At 65.9% G+C, this 21267-nt stretch carries 18 protein-coding genes; 8 read left to right on the plus strand and 10 right to left on the minus strand.

Translation table 11 applies throughout. From position 1 onward, the window contains the following. Positions 1-103: 103 nt before the first annotated feature. Positions 104-1726 (minus strand): exodeoxyribonuclease VII large subunit, encoded by a 1623-nt coding sequence (xseA, locus tag IVA78_RS10080; protein WP_247277584.1) that lies wholly within the window; start codon positions 1724-1726, stop codon positions 104-106. Positions 1727-1864: 138 nt separating this feature from the next. Here xseA and IVA78_RS10085 point away from each other — a divergent pair, with 138 nt between their 5' ends. From IVA78_RS10085 to IVA78_RS10105, 5 genes are all read left to right on the plus strand, one after another. After that, positions 1865-2875, plus strand: coding sequence for an alpha/beta hydrolase (locus IVA78_RS10085; protein WP_247277583.1), 1011 nt, complete (start codon positions 1865-1867; stop codon positions 2873-2875). After that, complete coding sequence (locus tag IVA78_RS10090) at positions 2872-3426, plus strand: hypothetical protein (protein ID WP_247277582.1); 555 nt, start codon at positions 2872-2874, stop codon at positions 3424-3426. Before IVA78_RS10085 ends, IVA78_RS10090 begins: the two co-directional genes overlap by 4 nt. A 2-nt stretch (positions 3427-3428) precedes the next feature. Further along, positions 3429-3728: a transcriptional regulator gene (locus IVA78_RS10095; protein WP_247277581.1), complete on the plus strand. Its 300-nt coding sequence runs from the start codon at positions 3429-3431 to the stop codon at positions 3726-3728. A 175-nt stretch (positions 3729-3903) separates the two neighbouring features. Continuing rightward, positions 3904-5196 carry a phosphoribosylamine--glycine ligase gene (gene purD, locus IVA78_RS10100; protein WP_247277580.1) on the plus strand — a complete coding sequence of 431 codons (1293 nt, stop codon included), beginning with the start codon at positions 3904-3906 and terminating at the stop codon, positions 5194-5196. A 186-nt stretch (positions 5197-5382) separates the two neighbouring features. After that, a complete protein-coding gene (locus IVA78_RS10105) occupies positions 5383-6288 on the plus strand; it encodes an alpha/beta hydrolase (RefSeq protein WP_247277579.1) in 906 nt (301 codons plus the stop codon). Here the strand turns inward: IVA78_RS10105 and IVA78_RS10110 are convergent. Further along, positions 6285-6743, minus strand: a complete 459-nt coding sequence (locus tag IVA78_RS10110; RefSeq protein ID WP_247277578.1) for a nucleoside deaminase — start codon at positions 6741-6743, stop codon at positions 6285-6287. The two genes, IVA78_RS10105 and IVA78_RS10110, sit on opposite strands and share 4 nt — an antisense overlap. Positions 6744-6861: 118 nt before the next feature. Here IVA78_RS10110 and IVA78_RS10115 point away from each other — a divergent pair, with 118 nt between their 5' ends. Both IVA78_RS10115 and rsmD read left to right on the plus strand, forming a co-directional pair. Further along, positions 6862-8907 carry a pseudouridine synthase gene (locus IVA78_RS10115; RefSeq protein WP_247277577.1) on the plus strand — a complete coding sequence of 682 codons (2046 nt, stop codon included), beginning with the start codon at positions 6862-6864 and terminating at the stop codon, positions 8905-8907. Further along, a complete protein-coding gene (rsmD, locus tag IVA78_RS10120; RefSeq protein WP_247277576.1) occupies positions 8908-9462 on the plus strand; it encodes a 16S rRNA (guanine(966)-N(2))-methyltransferase RsmD in 555 nt (184 codons plus the stop codon). Positions 9463-9574: 112 nt separating this feature from the next. Here the strand turns inward: rsmD and mutL are convergent, their stop codons facing one another. Further along, positions 9575-11386 (minus strand): DNA mismatch repair endonuclease MutL, encoded by a 1812-nt coding sequence (gene mutL, locus IVA78_RS10125; protein ID WP_247277575.1) that lies wholly within the window; start codon positions 11384-11386, stop codon positions 9575-9577. Between the two features lie 316 nt (positions 11387-11702). On the opposite strand from mutL, the gene IVA78_RS10130 reads away from it, so the two are divergent. After that, positions 11703-12011: a hypothetical protein gene (locus IVA78_RS10130; protein ID WP_247277574.1), complete on the plus strand. Its 309-nt coding sequence runs from the start codon at positions 11703-11705 to the stop codon at positions 12009-12011. A 163-nt stretch (positions 12012-12174) separates the two neighbouring features. Here IVA78_RS10130 and arfB read toward each other — a convergent pair whose 3' ends face one another. The 7 genes from arfB to IVA78_RS10165 form a co-directional block, all read right to left on the minus strand. Then, positions 12175-12591 (minus strand): alternative ribosome rescue aminoacyl-tRNA hydrolase ArfB, encoded by a 417-nt coding sequence (gene arfB / locus IVA78_RS10135; RefSeq protein WP_247277573.1) that lies wholly within the window; start codon positions 12589-12591, stop codon positions 12175-12177. Positions 12592-12709: 118 nt separating this feature from the next. Then, positions 12710-14179 carry a pitrilysin family protein gene (locus IVA78_RS10140; RefSeq protein ID WP_247465161.1) on the minus strand — a complete coding sequence of 490 codons (1470 nt, stop codon included), beginning with the start codon at positions 14177-14179 and terminating at the stop codon, positions 12710-12712. After that, positions 14098-15489 (minus strand): pitrilysin family protein, encoded by a 1392-nt coding sequence (locus IVA78_RS10145; RefSeq protein ID WP_247277754.1) that lies wholly within the window; start codon positions 15487-15489, stop codon positions 14098-14100. The genes IVA78_RS10140 and IVA78_RS10145 overlap by 82 nt, the downstream gene beginning before the upstream one ends. Positions 15490-15694: 205 nt before the next feature. Then, positions 15695-16417 carry a hypothetical protein gene (locus tag IVA78_RS10150; protein ID WP_247277753.1) on the minus strand — a complete coding sequence of 241 codons (723 nt, stop codon included), beginning with the start codon at positions 16415-16417 and terminating at the stop codon, positions 15695-15697. Between the two features lie 94 nt (positions 16418-16511). Beyond that, complete coding sequence (gene lspA, locus IVA78_RS10155; protein ID WP_247277571.1) at positions 16512-17006, minus strand: signal peptidase II; 495 nt, start codon at positions 17004-17006, stop codon at positions 16512-16514. A gap of 10 nt (positions 17007-17016) precedes the next feature. Then, the gene (gene ileS, locus IVA78_RS10160) at positions 17017-20025 is read right to left on the minus strand and encodes an isoleucine--tRNA ligase (protein WP_247277570.1); all 3009 of its coding nucleotides are present in this window, start codon (positions 20023-20025) and stop codon (positions 17017-17019) included. 202 nt (positions 20026-20227) lie between these two features. Then, complete coding sequence (locus IVA78_RS10165) at positions 20228-21199, minus strand: bifunctional riboflavin kinase/FAD synthetase (protein ID WP_247277569.1); 972 nt, start codon at positions 21197-21199, stop codon at positions 20228-20230. Between the last annotated feature and the right edge of the window lie 68 nt (positions 21200-21267).

The following is a 21267-nucleotide window of genomic DNA, read 5'->3' on the forward strand; positions in this document are numbered from 1 at the left end:
CCCGGCTTGGGCGCCCCAGTACGCCGAGACGTCTGTGATTCACCGACAAGCCGCGGCGTACTGGCTTCCCCGCATCCGCGGGGAATGACACCGAGACCCGCGCCTAAAATAGGCTACCCTGATCCACCGGTTTGGCCACGCGCTTCGGCGCGGGCTTTGTCTCCTGTGCGGCCGGCTTCTGTTGCGCCGGGGCGCGCTTCGCCGCAGGCGCCGGGCGGTCCGCATCCGCAGTCGCGGCCACGCGGCCATCGGCAAATTCGATCTCGAGCCGCGCATTCGGTCCGACGCTGTCGGCCGCATGCAGGGGGTGGCCGGTTTCATCGCGCACCAATGCAAAGCCGCGCGCGAGCACGCTGCGGTAGGATAGCGCGGAGAGCAGCTTGCCGCTGTTCGCGACACGCGCATCGAGCCGTTGCAGCAGGGTGACGAGCGCGCGTTGCGCGCGCTCGGACAGCCGATGCGTGCGCTCGCGCTGGCGGAGAATCGCGTTGCGCTGGGCCTGCGCGTTGGAGAGCTTTGAGGCGCGCAGGCGAAGCTCGAGCCCGGCAAAGTGGTCGCGCCGCCGCCGCAGCAGCGAGCGCGCGGAGAGGCCGAGCCGCTCGCCGCAAACAGTGAGGCGGTGATCGGCCTGCGCGATCTGGCCGTGCAGCACCCGCAGCGTCAGCTTGGCGCTGGCGGCCGTAAACCTGCGGAAATGCGCGTGCGTGTTGGCCTTGAGGCCACGGGGCAGGGACGCGCCCGCCGAGTCCAGCCGCTGCCGCGGGATCGCGAGCAGGTCGCCGGCCGCCGGCAGCGCGCGCGCGGCCGCGCGCAGCTCGTTGCGGCGGTTTTCATGGCCGCGCTGCCAGCAGGCGCGGGTGCGGCGGGCGAGATCGGCGACCTCGACGAACAAGTCGCTGCGCACCGGCACCGCCATCTCGGCCGCCGCCGTCGGCGTCGGCGCGCGCTTGTCGGCGACGAAATCGATCAGCGTGATGTCGGTCTCGTGCCCGACCGCCGAGATCAGCGGGATCATGCTGTCGGCCGCCGCGCGCACCACGATCTCCTCGTTGAACGACCAGAGATCCTCCAGCGAGCCGCCGCCGCGCGCGACGATCAGGACATCGGGTCGCGGAATCCTGCCGCCTTCGGGCAGCGCGTTGAAGCCGCGGATCGCGGCCGCGACCTGCTCGGCCGAGCCTTCGCCCTGCACCTTGACCGGCCACACCAGCACGCGGCGCGGAAAGCGATCCTCCAGCCGATGCAGGATGTCGCGGATGACCGCGCCGGTCGGCGACGTCACGACGCCGATCACCTCCGGCAGCCAGGGCAGCAGCTGCTTGCGGGCCTCGTCGAACAAGCCTTCGGCGGCGAGCTTCTTCTTGCGCTCCTCCATCAGCGCCATCAGCGCGCCGATGCCGGCCGGCTCCAGCGCCTCGATGACGATCTGGTATTTGGAAGAGCCCGGATAGGTGGTGAGCTTGCCGGTGGCGATGACCTCGAGCCCCTCCTGGGGCTTGAACCGCATGCGGCTGTGCACGCCCTTCCAGATCACCGCCTCGATCTTGGCGCTCTCGTCCTTGAGCGCGAAATAGCAATGGCCGGAGGAGTGCGCCCCGCGAAAGCCGGAGATCTCGCCGCGGACCCGGACATGGCCAAAGGCGTCCTCGACCGTCCGCTTCAGGGACAGCGAGAGCTCGGAGACGGTGAATTCGGGCGCGTTGAGCAGTTGTTCCGCAGGCGGCATCTAGCAAACGATTCGGCATTTTGGGGTCAGACCCGACGTTAAGGATTTTCGCGCCCCGGCGCCAATCCGGATATTGATCGGGAGAGTACTCTGTGATATAGAGTTATCTATTGTTTGATGAGTTTCGGGAGATGAGCCATGGCGATCCGGCTGCTGCGCGGCGTTTTGACCGGCCTGAAATGGGCCTTGTGTGCCGTCGGCGGCGTGGCGCTGATCCTGGGCGCCATGATCGCAACGCCGCTGGAGCGGCCGCCCGAGATGCGATCGGTCTCGGATTCAGCCAAAGGCATCGACTGGTCCACGTTGCCACCGCTCGAACGCTTTCAGGCCCGCGATGGCACCTGGATCGGTTATCGCCACTATGCGCCGAAAGGCCCGGAGACGGGCCGCGGCGCGATTTTCATCCATGGCTCCTCCGGCTCCAGCGGCACCGTCAATCACGCGCTGACCCATGCGATCGCCGCGCGCGGGGTGGAGACCTGGGCGCTGGACATCCGCGGCCATGGCGGCTCCGGCACGCGCGGCGACATCGGCTATGTCGGCCAGCTCGAAGACGACCTCGTCGACTTCGTCGCTCATGTCCGCAGGAACGCACCTGATCTGCCGCTGATCCTGATCGGCCATTCCGCCGGCGCCGGCTTCTCGCTGCGCGTTGCCGCGACACCGATCATGCAGGACATGTTCGTCCGCACCGTGCTGCTCGCGCCCTATCTCGGCTATGACGCGCCGACCAACAGGCCGAAGGCCGGCGGCTGGGCCAACATGGACCTCCCACGCTTCCTCGGCCTGACCGCGCTGCGCAGGCTCGGGATCGACTGCTGTTCGCAGCTTCCGGTGCTGGCCTTGGCCGTGCCGGCGAGTTCGGCGAAATACCTCACCTCGACCTATTCCGACCGCCTGATGCGCAATTTCGCGACGCGCGGCTACCGCATCGATCTACCGGCAACGACACGCCCGATCACGATCTTCGGCGGCGCCGAGGACGAAATGATGATCTCGGACAAATATGCGGAAGCCGTGCAGGCGGTGAAGCCATCGGTTGACGTCAAGATCATCGACGGCATCAACCACATGGGCATCGTCACCAATCCAAAGGCCGTCTCCGCGATCGCCGAAGATGTGGCGACGCGCGGGGCAGGGCAGTCATGATCGACAGCAAGGAGGCGTCCGCGGCGCTGGCCGATATCGACGACATCGTCCGGCGCGTGAAGCAATCGCAGCTCTATGACCTGGCGAGCATCGCTGCCGTGTGGTGGGGCGTGTTGGTCTTTGCAGGGAATGTCGTGACCTGGCTCTGGCCGGTCTACGCAGTCTATGCCTGGGTTGCCGTAGACGTCATGGGCGTCGGCGGTCTGGTTGCGCTTCGCTTGTTCAATCCACCACATCACCCGCATGGTGCGGCCTTCGGCATCAGGCTGCTCCTGGTGTTCGTGTTGTTCTTCGCCTTCGGTTATCTCTGTACCAATGTGATCGGCCATTTCGGGCCACGCCAGTTGGGTGCGTTCTGGCCGCTCTACTTCATGCTGTTCTACGCGCTGGCGGGTCTCTGGTTCGGTTACGCCTTCGTTGCGATTGGTCTCGGCATTTCGGCGCTGACGTTGATCGGCTTCTTCTACATCGGTGAGGCGTTTCCGCTCTGGATGGCGTTCGTCAATGGCGGCGGTCTAATCATCGGCGGCCTCTGGATGCGGCGGAGCTAGAATTGGCCGAGCTCGACGACATCATCCACCAGCCGCTGCGGCTGAAGATCATGGCGGCGCTGAACGCGCTGCCGCAGTCGACCGGCCTGGAATTCGCGCGGCTGAAGAAGCTCACCGGCGCCACCGACGGCAATCTCGGCGCACATATCGAGACCTTGGCCAAGGCGGGGTACGTTTCCGTCGACAAGGCCTTCGTCGGCAAGAAGCCGCAGACCACGGTCACCGCAACCGCCGTCGGCCGCGGCGCCTTCGCGCGGCATGTCGCGACGTTGCAGGAGATCATCGCGGGGAAGCAGGTCTGATCGTCCGAAGCTGGCGCGAACTCTTACCCTCCCCTGGAGGGGGCCCTCCAGGGGAGGGTAAGAGCGGCTCTACGCGGCGGCCTGGAATGGCGGGAGTACGGGGGCCAGCCCCCTTGAGACCGACCGCGATTCGTGCGACCGACGCCGCAAGCCCACCCCATTTTCTGAGCCATCGATGCACATTCTCCTGCTCGGTTCCGGCGGCCGCGAACATGCCCTGGCATGGAAGATCGCAGCCTCCCCTCTGGTGACCAAATTCTGGTGCGCGCCCGGCAATGCCGGCATTGCGCGGGAGGCGGAGTGCGTGGCGCTCGATGTCGCCGACCACGCCGCGGTGATCGAGTTCTGCAAAAAGAACGCGGTCGAGCTCGTGGTGGTCGGCCCGGAGACGCCGCTGGCGGCCGGCATCGTCGACGACCTCACCGCCGCCGGCATCAAGGCGTTCGGGCCTAGCAAGGCGGCCGCCCAGCTCGAGAGCTCCAAGGGGTTCACCAAGGCGCTCTGCACCGAATTCGGCATCCCGACCGGTGCCTATGAGCGATTCACCAATGCCGAGGACGCGCGCGCTTACGTGCAGAGCCAGGGCGCGCCAATCGTGGTCAAGGCCGATGGGCTGGCCGCCGGCAAGGGCGTCGTGGTCGCCAAGACCGTGCGCGAAGCCGAGGACGCTATCGCCATGATGTTCGAGGGGGCGTTCGGCGAGGCCGGCGCTGAAGTCGTGATCGAGGAATTTCTGGCCGGCCGCGAGATCAGCTTCTTCGCGCTGTGCGACGGCGAGACCGCGATCCCGCTGGCTTCCGCCCAGGACCACAAGCGCGTGTTCGACCATGATGTCGGCCCCAACACCGGCGGCATGGGCGCCTATTCGCCGACGCCGCTGGTCACGCCTGCGATTCACGACGCGATCATGGCAAAGATCATCCTGCCGACGGTATCAGGCATGAAGCAGCGCGGCACGCCGTTTCGCGGCGTGCTCTATGCCGGGATCATGCTGACGACGCAGGGTCCCAAACTGTTCGAGTTCAATGTCCGCTTCGGCGATCCCGAGTGCCAGGTGCTGATGCTGCGCATGATGAGCGACATCGTGCCCGCCTTCCTGGCAGCCTGTGACGGGCAGCTGAAGAATTTCGATCTGCGCTGGCATCCGGAATCCGCGATCACCGTTGTGATAGCGGCGAAGGGCTATCCGGGCGACTACCAGAAGGGCACGCGCATCCGGGGGCTCGATGACGCCGCCAAGGTCGACACCGTCGAGATCTTCCACGCCGGCACCGTGGCGAAAGATGACGCGATCCTCGCCAATGGCGGCCGCGTGCTCAATGTCTGCGCGCTCGGCAAGACCGTGACCGAGGCGCAAGGCCGTGCCTATCAGGCCGTCGACCGTATCGACTGGCCGGAAGGCTTCTGCCGCCGCGACATCGGCTGGCAGGCGGTGGAAGCGGAGAAGGCCAAGAATAGCAAGACATAGCTCGTCTTCCGGACGGCAGCTCGAAGCTTTGGTGCCACCGCGCCGCCACATCGACAATCCAGATATGTGTAATCAGCGGTTGGGGTTAGCTGCCCCGCCGATAATACCGCTACTGTGCATGGGGTTGTTTTCGACAATTTACGTTGTCGGCCGCCCCCCGGGACTGACCAATAAGGATGCAAGAAGATGTCCGACCTCGCCGATCTCTATCCGGGCTTTGCTGCCGAATGGATCGATACCTCCTTCGGCCGCATCTTCGCCCGCGTCGGCGGCAGCGGGCCGCCGCTTCTGCTCCTCCATGGCTTCTCCGAGACCCATGTGATGTGGCACCGCGTCGCGCCGCAGTTGGCCGACAGGTTCACGCTGATCATTGCCGACCTGCCGGGCTATGGCTGGTCCGACATGCCCGCCAGCGATGCGCTGCATATCCCCTACAGCAAGCGCGCCATGGCTAAAGCTATGGTCGAGGTGATGGAGCGCCTCGGCCATGTCCATTTCGCGCTCGCCGGCCACGACCGCGGCGGCCGCGTCGCCTACCGCCTCGCGCTCGACCATCCCGGCCGGCTGTCGCGCCTGGCCGTGCTCGATATTCTGCCGACCTACAATTACTGGGAGCGAATGAACCGCGCCTACGCGCTGAAGATCTACCACTGGACCTTCCTGGCGCAGCCCTATCCGCTGCCCGAGACCCTGATCGCGAGCAATGGCGAGTTCTTCCTGCGCTTCAAGATGGCGAGCCAGACCAAGTCGAAGACGTTGGAGGCGATCGACGAGCGCGCGCTCGAGCACTACCTCGCCCCGTTCCGCGATCCCGCCCGGGTGCATGCGATGTGCGAAGACTATCGCGCCGGCGCCTATTTCGACTACGACCTCGACAAGGCTGATTTCGAGGCCGGCAAGAAGATCACCATTCCCATGCTGGCGCTGTGGGGCAATGCCGGCATCGCCCAGGCCGCCGCCACCCCGCTCGACACCTGGACGCAATGGGCCACGAATGTCGCGGGCATGCCGGTGGATTCCGGCCACTTCCTCACCGAGGAGAACCCGGACGCCACCGCGAGGGCGTTGCGCAAGTTCTTCCTCGCGGATTAGCGCCGCTCGCGAAAGAACTCCCGCAGCAGCCGCGCCGCCTCGCTCTCGCCGACGCCGGAATAGACGTCCGGCGCATGATGGCAGGTCGGGGAAGCAAAGAACCGCACGCCGGACTCGACCGCGCCGCCCTTCGGGTCGGTGGCGCCGTAATAGAGCCGTCTCACTCTTGCAAAGGAGATCGCGCCCGCACACATGGTGCAGGGCTCCAGCGTCACGTAAAGGTCGCAGTCGACGAGGCGCTCGCTGCCGATCTTCTTCGCCGCCTCGCGCAGCGCAATGATCTCGGCATGAGCCGTCGGGTCATAATCGGTCAGCGTCCGATTGGCGGCGGTGGCGATGACCTCGTAATTGCGGACCACGACGCATCCGATCGGAACTTCGCCCGATTTTCCGGCATTTTCGGCCGTCTTGAGCGCCAAATCCATGAAAGAAGGGGCTTTCATGCCTCGTATCATCGCCAGAAACCTGCTACTAGCTCCGCCTTCAGCAAGAGTGGATACCGATTTTGCCTGAGCATGCGGCTCGGAACGAGCGCGCACAATGCTTTCTGGCTACCTCTGAGTGAGATTATTCATGCCTCGCGACAGCGACAAAGACAATGATTCCCGCGGCCGGCGTGATCGTGGCCCGTCCACGGGCCGTACCGGCAAGCCCCGGGGACCGGACAAGAAATTCGCCAAGCGCAGCTTCGAGAGCAAGGGCGACCGCGACAGCCGTCCGCCTCGCGAGGGGCGTGAGGGCCGCCCGCTTCGCCGCCGCGAGGAGGGCGATGCGCCGCGCCGCGATTTCAGCGACCGTCCGCGCTTCAAGCGCGACGACCGCGGCGGAGAGGGCCGCGGCGAGCGCAGCTTCAAGCCGCGTGGCGACCGTCCGTTTTCCGATCGCCCTTCGCGCGATGGCGAGAAGCGGTCGTCTGGGCCGCGCGGTGATCGCCCGTCCTATGGGCGTGACGACCGTCCGCCGCGCGGCCGTGATCGCGACGATTCCCGCCCGGCCGGCCGCACCGGCGAGAAGAAATTTGGCGACAAGCGTCCTTACGCTCCGCGCGGCGACCGTCCGGAACGCAAGTTCGAGGGCGAGCGGAAGTTTTCGCGAGGCGGACCCGAGCGCGACCGCGGAGATCGCGCCGATTCAAAGCCGTGGCAGAAGCGCGACGATCGTCCGCGCGGCGATCGCCCGCGCAAGGATTTTGGCAAAAACTTCAGCGGCCGTGATCGCGGCGAAGAGAAGCCCTGGCAGAAGCGTGACGACCGCCGCGAAGGCGGCCGCGGGGATGATCGCCCGCGGTTCTCGCGATCGCGTGACGATCGTGCATCGGGCGGCGATCGTCCATTTCGTGAGCGGCCCAAATTCGACCGGCCACGCGAGGATCGCGCAAAGTTCGACCGGCCCCGCCGTGACAGCGATGGCGAACGTGGCGGGCGCGGTGGTGACCGCCCGAAATTCGCTCGTCCACGCGAGCGCTCCGAGGGCCGCTCCGACTGGCACGAGCACCCGCGCAGTGAAGGTCATTCTCGTGATCGTCCGCGCCGCGCGAACGAGGACGACAGCAGGATCTTCGAGAAGCGCCCCGCCTTTGGCGGCCGCGGTGCCTATCGCGAGCGCGATCGCGACTTCGAGGGGCGGCCGCGCCGTGAAGACGCGCCGAAGCCGAAGAAGGCCGGCGAGCGCATCGCAAAAGTGCTGGCGCGCGCGGGCCTCGCTTCGCGCCGCGACGCCGAGGAGATGGTCACGCAGGGCCGCGTCACCGTCAACGGCCGGGTGATCAACTCGCCCGCGCTCGACGTGACGCAGAACGACGTGGTCGCGGTCGACGGCAAGCCGTTGCCGCCGCGCGAGCGGACGCGGCTGTTCCTCTATCACAAGCCGCGCGGATTGATGACGACGCATGACGACCCCGAGGGGCGTCCGACCGTGTTCGACAATTTGCCCGAAGGTCTGCCGCGCCTGATCAGCGTCGGCCGGCTCGACTTCAATACCGAGGGCCTGTTGCTGCTGACCAATGACGGTGGCCTCGCGCGTACGCTTGAGCTGCCCGACACCGGCTGGCTGCGCCGCTACCGTGTCCGCGCCCATGGCGACGTCACCCAGGCCCAGCTCGACGAGCTCAAGCACGGTATCGAAATCGAGGGCGTCAAATACGGTCCGATCGAAGCGACGTTGGAGCGGGACCAAGGCGCCAATGTCTGGCTGGTGTTCGCGATCCGCGAGGGCAAGAACCGCGAGGTGCGCAACGTCTGCGCCCATCTCGGGCTCGAGGTGAACCGGCTGATTCGCGTCTCCTACGGCCCATTCCAGCTCGGCGAGATTCCCGAGGGCCAAGTCGAGGAGATCAAGTCGCGCGTGCTGCGCGACCAGCTCGGCGACAACGTGATCGAGAAGTCGGGCGCCGAGTTCGACGTGCCCGCAAAATCCGCTACGCGCGACGACGACGCACCGAAGAAGCCGATGAAGCGCGCCGTGATCAACGACCGCAAGGGCCGCCGCGTGCTGGTGCAGCGTACTGGCAGCGAGGAGGCGCGCGAGCGCAACGAGTTGGAAGCAAGCGGCTATGGCCCGCCGCGCCGCCCCAAGCGCGGCTATCACGGCAAGCGCGATTTGAAGCCGCAGGAGGACTAGTTGCGCGTCGTCGGCGGTCGTTTGAAGGGGCGCAATCTCGCCTCACCGTCCTCGCGTGACATCCGCCCCACGGCGGACCGCCTGCGCGAGTCCGTGTTCAACATCCTCGTGCACGCCTATGACGATCCGATTGAGGACGCGCGCGTGCTCGATCTCTTCGCCGGCACCGGCGCGCTCGGCATCGAGGCGTCGTCGCGCGGCGCGAAGTTCACGCTGTTCGTCGATACTGGCGCCGAGGCCCGCGCGGTGCTCCGCAATAACGTCGAAGCGCTTGGCCTAGGTGGCGTCACAAAAGTCTATCGCCGCGATGCGACCGATCTAGGTCCCGCGCATCCCGTCGAGCCCTTCTCGCTGGTGTTCCTCGATCCACCCTATGGCAAGGGTTTTGCCGAGAAGGCGCTGGCGAGCTTGCGCGATGGCGGCTGGCTCACGCCGGGCGCGCTGCTCGTGGTGGAGGAGGCGAAGGCCGCGCATTTCGTGACGCCTGAGGGTTACGAAGAATTGGAGCGGCGGGTTTATGACGACACGGAGTTCGTGTTTCTGAAGAGGCCGTAGTCCCGCTGCCGTAGGGTGGGCAAAGCGAAGCGTGCCCACGGCTTCTAGCGCGATCAAGAAAAGAGGATGGGCACGGCGCTTTGCGTCTTTGCCCACCCTACGAGAGCTCGGATCACCGCCGGCCGAACAGCTTCTCCACATCGCTCAGCTTCAGCTCGACGTAAGTCGGACGGCCGTGATTGCACTGACCGGAGTTCGGGGTGTCCTCCATCTCGCGGAGCAGGGCGTTCATCTCCTCCGGCCGCAGCCGGCGGCCGGCGCGGACCGAGCCGTGGCAGGCCATGGTGGCGGCGACATGCATCAGGCGACGCTCCAGCGGCAATGCTTCGTCCCATTCGGCCATGTGCTCGGCGAGATCGCGGAGCAGCCCGCCTGCATCGGTCTTGCCCAGCAGCGACGGCGTCTCGCGCACCGCGACCGCGCCGGGGCCGAAAGATTCGATGGCGAGACCGAACGACGCCAGCTCCTCGTTCCGATCGAGCAGGCGCTCCACCGTGGCCTCATCCATTTCGACGATCTCGGGGATCAACAGGATCTGCCGCTGCACGCCATTCGCCGAAAGCGAAGCCTTCAGCCGCTCATAGACGATGCGCTCGTGCGCGGCATGCTGGTCGACGATGATGAGGCCATCGCGGGTTTGCGAGACGATGTAGGTCTCGTGGATCTGGGTGCGCGCGGCGCCAAGCGGGCGGTCGACGAAGTCGCTGACGGGCTGCGTCTCGATCCGCACGTCCGCACTGGGTGCACCGACATCGAATGCGGCTTGCGCGCGCTCGGCGAAGGCCGGAGCCGCTGAACCTTCGAAGGACGCGATCGGCGCGGCTGGAGCGGATGGCGAGGCTCGCCAATCCCAGCTTGCCGGGCGCGGCGTGAAAGCGAGCCGGAACGAAGAGAGCGCGCTCTCGCCGCCATTGGCGGCGGTGCGCCGGCCCTCCCGCGCAAGCCCTTCCTTCAACCCATGCACGATCAGTGCGCGCACCAGCCCGGCGTTACGGAAGCGCACCTCGGTCTTGGCCGGATGCACGTTGGCGTCGACCTCTCGCGGATCGAGCGTGACGAACAGCGCCACCACGGGATGGCGGTCGCGGGGCAGGTAGTCGGAATAGGCCGCGCGCACCGCGCCGAGGATCAGCTTGTCGCGAACCGGACGGCCGTTGACGAAGAGATATTGCCCGAGCGCGTTGGCTTTCGTCAGTGCGGGCGCCGCGGCATAGCCGGCAACGACAACGTCCTCGCGCTCGGCATGAACCTCGATGGCGTGGCTGCGAAACTCCGCGCCCAGAATATCGCCGAGCCGCGTCAATCGTCCCGCCGCGCCGGGCAGCGCCGCTGCCCAGGTCACCGGCGCGCGCTCCTCGCCCGCGAGCGTGAAGGCGATATCGGGCCGGGCCATCGCCAGCCGCCGCACCACCTCGCGAATCGCCTCGCCCTCGGTGCGGTCGGTCTTCAGGAATTTCAGCCGTGCCGGCGTCGCATAAAAGAGATCGTCGACCTCGACCCGCGTGCCATGCGCGAGCGCCGCCGGCATGATCTCGGACTTCTCGCCGCCCTCGACCGTGAGCGCCCAGGCGTGCGGCTCGCTGGCGTGCCGGGTGGTGATGGAAAGACGCGCGACGGACCCGATCGAGGGCAGCGCCTCGCCGCGGAACCCCAGCGTGCGGATCTGCAGCAGATCTTCGTCGTCGAGCTTGGAGGTGGCGTGGCGCTCGACTGCGAGTGCGAGATCCTTTGCGGTCATGCCGCCGCCGTCATCGGTGATGCCGATCCGCCGCCGCCCACCGCCGTCAGTGAAAACGTCGATGCGGCTGGCGCCGGCATCGATCGCGTTCTCGACGAGCTCCTTGACCACGCTCGCCGGGCGCTCGACCACCTCGCCGGCGGCGATGCGGTTAACGATCTGTTCGGGAAGTTGGCGGACGGGCATGGGTTCACTCGGCGAATGTCCCAGTCTAGCGCCGCCTCGCAACAAATGCATGGGGAAGGTCGCGCTTCCCACATACCAGATGTGGGAAATCCAGCGCTTCTGGCAGGCCCGATGAATGCGGCGTGCGTGCACGAGCCGCCGTATATGAGGAGCACAATTCCGCGAAACCGCCGCGAAATCCCTAAACGATCAACACACCACGCGGCTTGCATCACGACCGCGCCGTTCGAACTCTCTTCGCGATGAACCGGTTCGGTGCAGGCGAGCGGCGCAGGAAGCAGCCGAACCGTCGTCGCGAAAAATCCAGGAGAAATGGATGAAATTGGTGAAGACCTCTGTGATCGCATGCGCTCTCTCGGCCCTGATTGCGACGCCCGTTCTTGCGCAAGGTACGTCATCTGGCGCCAGGCCGGGCGGCACCGTGCAAAGCAAACCCATGCAGGGCGGCGCGTCAGGAAACGAGGATGAGGACCTCGGCGCACAGCAGGGAGCCGCGGGCGAGAAGGTCGGCATGAAGTCGACCAAAGGCACCAAGGGCGCCGCCGGAACCACGGGCAGCGCGACGCACAAGGGCACGGCCGACGATTCCGTTTCGGGCGGTGCCGCGACCGGCAAGCGCTACTGACGCTAGCGCATGATCAGCAAAAGTGTGCAGCGGGTTTCCGCAAAGATCATGCTCAAACAATGACCTAAAGCGCGATGACGATTCATCCTGATCTCATCGCGATTTGGTCTGCGAAACGGCAAACCTCCGGTCGCTTGGCGGCCGGAGGTTTTTCGACAATCAGTCAATCGTCGAATCCGCGCCCGCGCTTCGCCTTAACGTCGCTGCGGCGCTTCTTGCCCTCGAGCCGGCGCTGCTTGGACGCGAAGGTCGGCCGTGTCGCCCGCCGCGGGATCGGGCGGACCATCGCCTCGCGCAGCATCTCGGTGAGCCGGTCGATGGCATCCTGCCGGTTGCGCTCTTGGGTGCGGAAGCGCTGGGCGTGGATCACGATCACGCCGTCCTTGGTCATGCGCTGTCCGGCGATGCGGGCAAGCCGGATGGCGGCATCCTCCGGCAGGGTCAGTTTGCGCGTGTCGAAGCGCAGTTGCGCCGAGGTCGCGACCTTGTTGACGTTCTGCCCGCCGGGCCCGGAGGCGCGGACAAAGCCGATCTCGATGTCGTCCTCGTCGATGACGAGATCGCGGGATATCCGCAGCATGATGGCACCATTCGTGATGTCCGGACATATCGCGGACGTCCAGGTTCGGCAATGGTGCATCTGGAACGCAAATGGCCGGGACGAGCCCGGCCATTTCAGGAGACTTTTTACCGGACCGTCAGTTTGACTTCGTCGCAGGTACGGCCGCCGGTTGTGCGGCGGCCTGCGGCACGCGGCCGACGACGACGGTCAGAAGGCCCTGGCCCCACAAGCGCTTGGCGGCCGCCTTGGCGTCGTCCAGCGTCACGGCATCGACGATGGCGTTGCGCTTCTCGATATAGTCGATCGGCAACTTGTCCTGCTGATACTGCAACAGCGCCTGCGCCAGCTTGGAGGACGTGTCGAGTGCCAGCATCTGCGAGCCCTTGAGGTAGGACTTGGCTTCGTCGAGCTCCTTCTGTGTCGGGCCCTCCTCGGCGATGCGCCGGACTTCCTTCTCGAGGGCGTCGATGGTGTCGCCGGCGCGGTCGGCGCGCGTGCCGGTATTACCGATGAAGAGCGCCGAATGCTCCATCCAGAGCAGCGATTCGTACACGGAATAGGCCAGCCCGCGCTTCTCGCGGACCTCGCGATAGAGCCGGGAGGACAATCCACCACCGCCGAGGATGTGGTTGACGACATAGGCTGCCATGAAGTTGGGATCGCTGCGCTTCAGCCCGGGGCCGCCGAAGGTGATCACGGTCTGCGGCACGTCGAGGGTCACGAAGGCGCGCTGCGGCGGCTTTGCGGCCTCGACGTCCGCGACCGGCGTGAGGTTGGCCTTGGCGGGGAGGGCGCCAAAGGTGTGGTCGAGCAGCTTGCCGAGCGTGGCCGGATCGATGTCGCCGACGACCGCGATCTTCAACCCATCCTTGGCGAGCACGCGGCCGACATAATCCTTCATGTCGGCGACCGTGATGGTCGGCACGCTGTCGAGGTTGCCGTTGCTCTGCCGGCCGTAGGGATGGCCGCCGAAGGCGACCTCCAGGAACTTGCGGCTCGCCAGCGACGTCGGATTGGTGGTCTCGCGGCGCAGCCCCGAGACGACCTGCGAGCGGATGCGCTCGACGTCGGCCGCATCGAAATGCGGCGAGGTCAGTGCCATCCTGAGCAGGTCGAAAGCCTCATCCTTGTTGTCGCGCAGCATGCGCAGGCTGCCACGGAGGGTATCGCGGGTGGCGTTGAACGAGAGCTCGATGGCGCGGCGGTCGAGCCGTTCATGGAACGTCTTGGAGTCGAGATCGCCGGAGCCTTCGTCCAGGAGGTCGCCAACCATGTTGGCGACGCCCGACTTGTCTGGGGGGTCCTGGGCCGAGCCGCCGGCGAAGGAATATTCCATGGCGATCAGCGGCACGGTTGCGTCCTGCACGAACCAGGCTTCGATGCCGCCCGGAGAGATCAGGTGCTGGATCTTTGCGGCTGCATACGACGGCGACACCGCAGCCAGTGCGAGGGCCGCGCCGGTAACGAAGGACAGCGCGAAATGTCTTGTTCGCAGGAAGCGCCTTGCGCGAAGGAGGGAATAGGTCACGAACGCTTCTCCTCGCGCTTGGCGGTGGCGGTGTCCTTGATCAGATAGCCCGTCACCGAGCGCTTCTTCTCGAGCCATTTCTGCGCAACGGCGCGAACCTGCTCGGCCGTGACCGCGCGGATGCGGTCGGGCCAGCTCCTGATATCCTCGATCGACAGACCCGTGGTCAGCGCGCCGCCATACCAGCGCGCCAGCACCGCCTGGTTGTCCTGGGCGTAGATCGCTTCCGCGATAAGCTGGGTCTTGACCCGCTCCAGGTCCTCGGCGCGGATCGGGTTCTGCGCGACATTGGCGATGACGCCATCGACCGCCTGCTCGACCTCGGCGAAGCTGACACCGGGCTTCGGCGCGGCCGAGATCGCGAACTGGGTCGGGTCGAGCGAGATGCTCGAATAGCTGGCGTTGGCGGAGACCGCGAGCGGCTTGTCGACGACGAGGGCGCGGTAGAGATAGGAATTGCTGCCGCTGCCCATCAGCTGCGCGAGCACGTCGAGGGCCGCGCTCTCGCCGGCCGCAGCGGTCGTCGCCGAGGGCACCAGGTAATAGCGCCGCATGTTCGGCTGCTCGACGCGCGGGTCGGCCAGCGTGACGGTGCGCGGGGCGGCCGGCTCCGGCTCCTGCGGACGAACGCGCCGCGCCGGGATGGCGGGCTGGGCCGGGATGGAGCCGAAATTGCGCTCGACCAGCGGGCGGACATCGGCGGCGTCGACGTCGCCGGCGATCACCAGGATGGCGTTGTTCGGCGCGTAGAAGCGGCGGTAGAAGGCGAGCGCATCCTCGCGATCGAGCTTCTCGATCTCCTGATGCCAGCCGATCACCGGCCGGCCGTAGGGATGATTGAGATAGAGCGCGGCCATGATCTGCTCGTTCAGCCGCGCGTCCGGATTGTTGGCGACGCGCATGTTGTACTCTTCGAGCACGACGTCGCGCTCGGGCAGCACGTTCTCGTCCTTGAGGATGAGGCCGGTCATGCGGTCGGCCTCGAACTCCATCATGGTCGGCAGCTGCTCGCGCGGAACGCGCTGGTAGTAGTTGGTGTAGTCGACCGAGGTCGAGGCGTTCTCGTTGCCGCCGACGCGGAGCACGGTCTGGGAGAATTCGCCGACGGGATGCTTCGAGGTACCCTTGAACATCAGGTGCTCGAGGAAGTGTGCGAGGCCGGATTTGCCCGGCGTCTCGTCGGCCGAGCCGACCTTGTACCAGATCATCTCCGTGACCACAGGCGTGCGGTGATCCGGGATCACCACGACCTGCATGCCGTTGCTGAGCGTGAAGCTGGCAGGCGGGGCCGATGTTACCGTGGTCTGGGCGAGGGAAGCGCCGGCCGTCAGGACACTCGTCGAAAGCAGCGCGGCAAGGAGGCAGGCAGCCGATCGGTAAGAGGACATCATGATCCTTATGACAGGCCGAGGTCCGGATCTCCGGCTCGGAGGCACGGCATGGTACACCGTGCGGCTGAGGCTTCGCGTCACGAAGCAGAGAACTCAACGCGTAGGCAAGCTACTGATCGGCAATTCGGGAACCGCGTCCGGCGTGCACGAGTCGCCGGCGCAGGGTTCGGTTCTGGCAGGACGTCGCGGCGCGACGGGAACGCTATTGTTCCTTGTCCTTGCCCGACATGATGTCGAAATAGGTCCGCCGCGACTTGTCCGGTCCGGAGCCATAGGCGTAGTTCGGCGACGGCGTCTGATAACCCGGCGGAGGCTCGACGAGCGATTGGCGCGGCGGCTCGCTGGTGAATGCCTTCTCTTCCGAGCTGTTGCCCTTGAACATGCCCCAGAGACCGCCGGAATAGCCGAGCTCGGCCGGCATCAGCGACGGGTTGCCGTTCGTGCCCGGCTGAATCGGATCGTTGCTGGTGCGGGGGGCCGCGGCGACCTGGCCGGCCTTCATCTCGGCGGGCGACAGCGGCTGAGCGGCTTGCCAGCTCTCCTGCGCCTTGTTGGCCTTCTTCCGCGCGGCAATGGCTTCCTTGCGGCGTTTCTCGTCAGGGTCCTTCGGCCAGTTCGGCGCATTCTTGGCCTGGGTTGCGGCGGGCGGCGGCAGGTCGAGCTTGGGCGGCACGACCAGCGGCGAACGCTCGCGGTACTCGATGCCGGGCTTCTCCATGCTCTTGGCGCCGATGCCGGACATCAGATTGTCGATGAGCTTCTCTTCGAAAGTCATGTCGTCGTCCTCGTCGTCGTCACCGGCGCGGGCGGCGCCGGACGACATGACGAGACCGATGCCGAGCGCGACTGCGGACAATTTCAATGCCCGCCAGAACCCTCGTTGGGGGTCTCGAACCATCGAACCGCTGGTCTTCGAGCTGCGCATCACCATACCTGTTCCATATTGTGGCAGATTGCCGCTCGCACGCGGCTTGACCCTCGCAAAAGCGGGTTCCACCCGCCGGTCGTATCGGCCGGGATCAGGGCGCTTTTGCGGCGGGTACCCCCAAGAAGGAATCATACAATAGCGCCGCCACCCCAGCAACGATGGCCACGTCGGCGAGGTTAAACACGTACCAATCATAGATATTTCCGCCAATCTCGATGTGAAACAGGGCGAAATCCACCACCGCGCCATAGGCCAGGCGGTCAATGCCATTGCCGATGGCGCCGCCGATGATCAGGCCGAGCGCGATCGTGGCAAGGAGGGTGTGGGAGCGGGCCATCCAGATCGCCAGCGCGACCACCGCGATACCTTTCACGGCCATCAGCGCGAGCTGCGCCGCCTGGCTGTCGTTCTGGAGCCAGCCGAAGCTGATGCCGATGTTCCAGGCCAGCACCAAATCGAAGAACGGCGTTACCCGGACCGCGCCGCGATGGGCGAGATCGAACACGTTCAACAGCCAAAGTTTAGAGGCCTGGTCGGCCACCAGCGTGACCATGGCCGTGAGGATGCCGGCGCGCAGCGGGGTCATGGCTGGCCGGTCAGACCGCCACCCCCAGCGCCTTCCATTCGCGCAGCGCCTTGGCGTCGCGCGGGGTGACGTCGGGGTATTCAGCGTCTTCGCCCACTGCCGTTGAGATCTTCCAGGAGCGGGCGCACTTGGTGCCGACCGCCTTCTCGACGACGACTGCGACGCCCGGCACGGCATCGAGACGGAACGCGGAAGCCGGCGCCTCGCCCTCGCGCACCTCGTAGTTCGAGGTGATGCAGACTTCGGCGAGATCGACGTCGAACAACGTCGCCAGCATGGCCCGGTCGGCGACATAGATCACCGGCGAGGCCTCGAGCGAGGAGCCGATGTTCTTGGCGGCGCGTTCGAGCTCGAGTGCGCCGGTGACGACGCGGCGCACGTTGCGGATCGTCTCCCAGTTGGCGGCGAGCTTGTCGTCGCGGAGATTCTCGAGGCCATCAGGAAACAGCGTCAGATGCACCGAGGGCTCAGCGTTCGGCCGGTACATGCGCCAGGCTTCCTCCGCGGTGAAGCTCAGGATCGGCGCCAGCCATTTCAGGATCGAGGCGCACAACAGGTCGATGGTCGTCAGCGCCGCTTTGCGCGTCAGCGAGGACGGCGGGTCGCAATAGAGCGTGTCCTTGCGGATGTCGAAATAGAACGCTGACAGCTCGCTGTTGAGGAAGGCGGACAGGATAGCGACCACCGTCTTGTAGTCGAACTCCCGATAGGCCTTGCCGATCGCGGCGGCGCGCACCGCGAGCTCGTGCAGCATCAAGCGCTCCAGTTCCGGCATCTCGGCGGGCTCGATTGCGTCGGCCGGCTTGTAGTGATGCAGCGTACCCAGCATCCAGCGCACGGTGTTACGGAGCTTGCGATAGGTCTCGACGGTGTTCTTCAGGATCTCGGGGCCGATGCGCTGGTCGTCGGTGTAGTCGCAGGACGCAACCCAGAGTCTCAGGATGTCGGCGCCGGATTCCTTGATGACGGCCTGCGGCTCAATGGTGTTGCCGAGCGACTTCGACATCTTGCGGCCGTCCTCGGCCTGGGTGAAGCCGTGGGTCAGCACGATGTCATAGGGCGCGCGACCGCGCGTGCCGCAGCTCTCCAGCAGCGATGAGTGGAACCAGCCACGATGCTGGTCCGAGCCTTCGAGATACATCACCGTGTCGGTGCCGCCGTCGACCTTGCGCCTGATGCCGGCAAGGCCAGGGAAATGTACGGGGTCTTCGAGCACAAAGGCGTGCGTCGAGCCTGAATCGAACCAGACGTCGAGAATGTCGTCGACCTTCTGCCAGTCTTCGTTGGCGCGGGGCCCGAGGAAGCGCTCGCGCGCTCCCTTCGCATACCAGGCGTCCGCGCCTTCGTTCTCGAATGCTTGCCCAATGCGCGCATTGACGGCCTCGTCCTGGAGGATCTCGGCCGAGCCGTCGCCCTTCTCGCGCACGAACACGGCGATCGGCACGCCCCAGGCGCGTTGGCGCGAGATCACCCAATCCGGGCGGGCCTCGATCATGCCGTTGATGCGATTCTCGCCGGACGGCGGCACCCATTGCGTCACCGAGATCGCGTGCAGCGCGCGGGCGCGCAGCGTGTCGCCGGACTTGGTGTTGCCGTCAGCGGCAACATCCTTGTCCATCGCGATGAACCATTGCGGCGTGTTGCGGAAGATCACCGGCTTCTTGGAGCGCCAGGAGTGCGGGTATTGATGCTTCAGCCGACCGCGCGCGAGCAGCATGCCTCTTTCGACGAGCGCCTTGATCACGGCCTCGTTGGCGTCGCCCTTCTCGCCCTTGTCGTTGATGACGCGCTTGCCGGCAAAGCCCGGCGCATGATCGGTGTAGGCGCCGTTCTCATCGACGGTATAGGGGATCGCGGTGTTGATGCCGCGCGCATCGAGATCGCGCGCCTGCGCCGTCCATGCGTCGAAGTCCTCGCGGCCATGGCCGGGTGCCGTGTGCACGAACCCGGTGCCGGTGTCATCCGTGACGTGGTCGCCGGGCAAGAGCGGCACGATGAAGTCGTAGCCGCCGGCGAGGCCCTTCAGCGGATGGGTACACTCGATCGCATCCATGGTGTCGCCGGGGACGTCGCGGACCTTCTCATAGGCCGTCACGCGCGCCTGCTTAAAGACTTCTGCAGCGAGCGCATCGGCGAGGATGAGGAGATCGCCGGGCTTGGCCCAATTGTCGGCGGGCGCGTCCGTCACCTTGTAGAGGCCATAGCCGATCTTCGGCGAGAACGAGATGGCGCGGTTACCCGGCAGCGTCCATGGCGTCGTGGTCCAGATCACGATGCTTGCGGAGGCGAGCGCACCGTGCGCGGGCGAGGTCACCGGAAACTTCACCCACACCGTGTCCGATGTGTAGTCCTCGTACTCCACTTCGGCTTCGGCCAGCGCGGTCTTCTCGACCACGCTCCACATCACCGGCTTGGAGCCGCGATAGAGCGTGCCGTTGGCGGCAAACTTCATCAGCTCGCGCGCGATCTGGGCTTCGGCGGGATAGCTCATCGTGGCGTAGGGATGGTCCCAGTCGCCGATCACCCCCAAGCGCTTGAATTCCTCGCGCTGCACGCCGAGCCAATGCGTGGCATAGGCGCGACATTCCTTGCGGAAGTCGATCATTGCGGCACTATCGCGGAAGTCGGGCTTCTGCTTGCCCTTCTTGCGATAGTGCTCTTCCTCGACCTTCCACTCGATCGGCAGGCCGTGGCAGTCCCAGCCCGGCACGTAGTTGGAATCGAAGCCGAGCATCTGCTGGCTCTTGGTGACGAGATCCTTCAGGATCTTGTTCAGCGCCGTGCCGATATGGATGTTGCCGTTGGCGTAGGGCGGGCCGTCATGCAGCACGAATTTTGCGCGGCCCTTCGCACTCTCGCGCAGCTTCTCGTAGAGGCCGATCTCATACCAGCGCTTGAGGATCTCCGGCTCCCGCTGCGGCAGGCCGGCGCGCATCGGGAATTCGGTCTGCGGCAGGAACAGGGTTTTCGAATAGTCTTTGATTTCAGACTTTTGCGACTTTTGCGGCTTTTCGGACATGAGGCTGACTGGCTCGGAAGGGCGCGGGAAACGGATGGCGATAGGGAATCGCGGGGTGAGACGACACATCCCGGTCTTGCGCCGAGCCGAAGGCTCAGGCGGAAGCCGGGCCGCTAATCCCTATGATGCGCCGCGCAAACATGGGCTCTCCATAGCAGCCGGACGGGGGAAGCGCAAAGGTTGGGGTGGCCCGGTTTCAGGCTCAATCGATCACGCCAAGCTTCGGAAACGCATCCGGGGCGGCGGCCAACATGGCGCGGGCGCGGGCGGAATCGTCGTCCATCTGGCGGATCAGGGCCTCCAGGCTGTCGAATTTCAGCTCTTCGCGGATGAAGCCGACGAAAGCGCAGTCGAGCACCTGCCCGTAAAGATCGCCCTTGAAGTCGAACAGGAAGATTTCGAGCAGCGGCGCGCCATTGTCGAAGGTCGGGCGGCAGCCGAAACTCGCCACGCCGTCGAGGCGCTCGGCGCCGCGGCCGACCCGCACGGCATAGATGCCGTGCTTGAGTCCGCAATTGGCGTCCAGGCGGATGTTGGCGGTGGGATAGCCAAGGTCGCGGCCGCGCTTCTCGCCGTGGATCACCTCGCCGGTGATGAACCAGGGAGCACCCAGCATGGTGGTGGCTTCATCGAGTTGCCCCTCGGCGAGCGCGATCCGGATCGCGCTGGAGGAGACCGGCCGCTCGTCGATATCGATATGGGGTTGCACGTCGACCTCGATGCCGAGCCGGGGCGCCTCGTTGACCAGCAGGCTCGGCGAGCCGACGCGACCCTTGCCGAAATGGAAGTCGTAGCCGACGGCAATTCCGCTGACGCCGAGCCGGCCGATCAGGTCATGGTGTATGAAATCTTGCGCGCTGGTTCCGGCGCGCGCCTTGTCGAAGGTCATGACCACGGCACCGGCAAGGCCGGTGCCGGCCAAAAGCCGCAGCTTGGCCCGCTCGTCCGTCAGGCGGAATTGTGGGGTGTTGGGGCTGAAAAACCGCCGCGGATGCGGCTCGAAGGTCAATGCCAGCGCAGGGCGGCCATGCGCCCGGCCCATTTCCAGGGCGGCCGTGATCACGGCTCGATGGCCGAGATGAACGCCGTCGAAATTGCCCATGGCGACCACTGCACCCCGCGGAATCGCGGAATCCGGCGTTGTGTCGCGGATGACGGTAAAAGGCGAGGCCATCAGGGGAATTCTCGAACCGGGGCAGGACCGGGCCGGACCGTGGCTCGACCGACCTGACCAAGTCAAGC

The sequence above is a fragment of the Bradyrhizobium sp. 137 genome, from assembly GCF_023074095.1.
Taxonomy (GTDB): Bacteria; Pseudomonadota; Alphaproteobacteria; order Rhizobiales; family Xanthobacteraceae; genus Bradyrhizobium.